The 1,719-nt window shown below is 61.3% G+C and carries 2 protein-coding genes and 1 pseudogene; all 3 read left to right on the top strand.

Translation table 11 applies throughout. The annotated features are described in order from the left end of the window. Positions 1 to 792: 792 nt before the first annotated feature. Positions 793 to 918, top strand: a pseudogene (locus tag BGIM_RS68115) (hypothetical protein); the annotation flags it as partial. 33 nt (positions 919 to 951) lie between these two features. Then, positions 952 to 1,146: a hypothetical protein gene (locus BGIM_RS66840; RefSeq protein WP_020467887.1), complete on the top strand. Its 195-nt coding sequence runs from the start codon at positions 952 to 954 to the stop codon at positions 1,144 to 1,146. A 6-nt stretch (positions 1,147 to 1,152) separates the two neighbouring features. Beyond that, entirely contained in the window at positions 1,153 to 1,581 is a 429-nt protein-coding gene (locus BGIM_RS56695) for an IS66 family transposase (RefSeq protein WP_020467886.1), read from the top strand. Positions 1,582 to 1,719 lie beyond the last annotated feature (138 nt).

Below are 1,719 nucleotides of genomic sequence, written 5' to 3'. Positions count from 1 at the left end.
GATCAGGCGGAAAAATGGTAGGTCATTACCACGCAAATGCCTAAGTCCATTCAGTGCAAAGCACTGGCGATGTGAGAGAATGCTGTGCCCCGAATCGTTCGCCCGATGTGCAAGGATGTTCAGGATGGCACGAATCCCTGAATTGCCCAAAGGGATAGGTGTCTTTGGGCACGGCTAAGCGAGATTGATTCTGACGACAACGGAAACGTGGCGTTGAACCGGAATGGCATCTCGGTTTCGTCAGACTGGCGAGATTTGAAGGGACTTCCGCATCTCATTCCCAAGGAGTTGCGCGATGAGTTCAACGGCGCATTCGGGATAGGGCTGGCCGTGTTCGTGCATGGGGGTTATATCGGATCTTTTGGAGAAGGGGCGGTCGCCCCAGGATTGGAGATGTTCTTTAAAGGTAACGCCTCAACCCGTTGAACTCCCCTTGCGCTTCGGGCATGATCTCGTATTACTCGGACATGCCGACGTTGCCGTCCGGAACGCCGACTCCCGCCCCCATGCTTGATGACGGGTTTCTGTCGGCGTTCCGGACGGGCAAATTAACCGAGCAACAGGCCGACGCGTTCGCCCGGCGTGATCCGCTGGAACTGCGATTTCTGCTGATGCAACTCAGCTTGGCCGTCGCCGCGGGAACGGCTCCGGCCGGGACGCACCCCCCGTCGGGGGGCGATCCCTCCGTACGCCAAATCAAACGCCGAACCCCAAAAAAACAAGAAAAAGCGCGGAGCCAAACCCGGTCACCCGGGCGCGTCCCGCCCGGTCCCCGGCCGCGTCGATCACCGGTTGCCGGTCTGTCCTTGCTGCCGGGGTCAACTCACACGAACTGGTCGAAAACGCCTCCGACACGTCGAGGACTTCCCGGCCGACCTGACGTCCGAAGTCACCGAGCACACGATTCACCGTGACTGGTGCCCGGCCTGCAAGAGGCAGGTCGAACCGGTCGTGCCCGACGCCCTGCCCGGCCACCGCACCACCGTGTTGTCTGCCTGGCTTCACTACGGCCTGGGAACCACGACCAGTCAGATCGCCGCAGTCTTCAACGGACATCTGCGCATGAAGGTCAGCGAGGGTGGATTCACCGAAATCTGGCATCGGCTGGCCGGCGTGTTGAAACCTTGGGGCGAACAGATTCATTAGGAATGTTTGAACGCCGCCGTCCCGCACGCCGACGAGATCAGCTGGCGGAACAACGGGCTGTTGTGTTGGCTGTGGTGTTTCGTCTGCGGTGACGCCACCTGCTATCTGATCCATCCCAAGCGGGGCCACGAGGCGTTGCGAGTCTTCTTCGCCGAAGCCTTTCTCGGGGTCTTGGTCACCGATTTCTGGAAGGCGTGCGACGTGGTGACGGACCGGCAACAGAAGTGCTGGCCGCACCTGTTGCGGGAGCTATCGGCGATTGACGACGGCCGGGAAAACGGCGACGACTGGCCGGACTTCTCGAAGAAACTCTGGCGGCTCTCCGGCGACGCCGTCCAGGTGGAGGCCGGGATCGAGGACGTGGCGCAAGTCACCCACGACCGGCGGGTGACGCGGCTGCACGTCCGAATCGCTGACCTCGCGGCTCACCCGTGAGCGAACCCGCACGCCCGGCGGCTGGCGAAACGACTCTTGGACTACGGCGAGGCCTTGTTTCGGTTCTTGGAAGTCGACGGCGTCCCTAGTGCATGATCCGGCGAGGTCTTTCCTTAAGCTGCTCGCGTGCGAATAATG

The organism is Zavarzinella formosa DSM 19928 (assembly GCF_000255705.1).
Lineage (GTDB): Bacteria > Planctomycetota > Planctomycetia > Gemmatales > Gemmataceae > Zavarzinella > Zavarzinella formosa.
The sequence above is the reverse complement of the archived record's forward strand: the minus strand, read 5'-3'. Positions and strand labels throughout refer to the sequence as shown.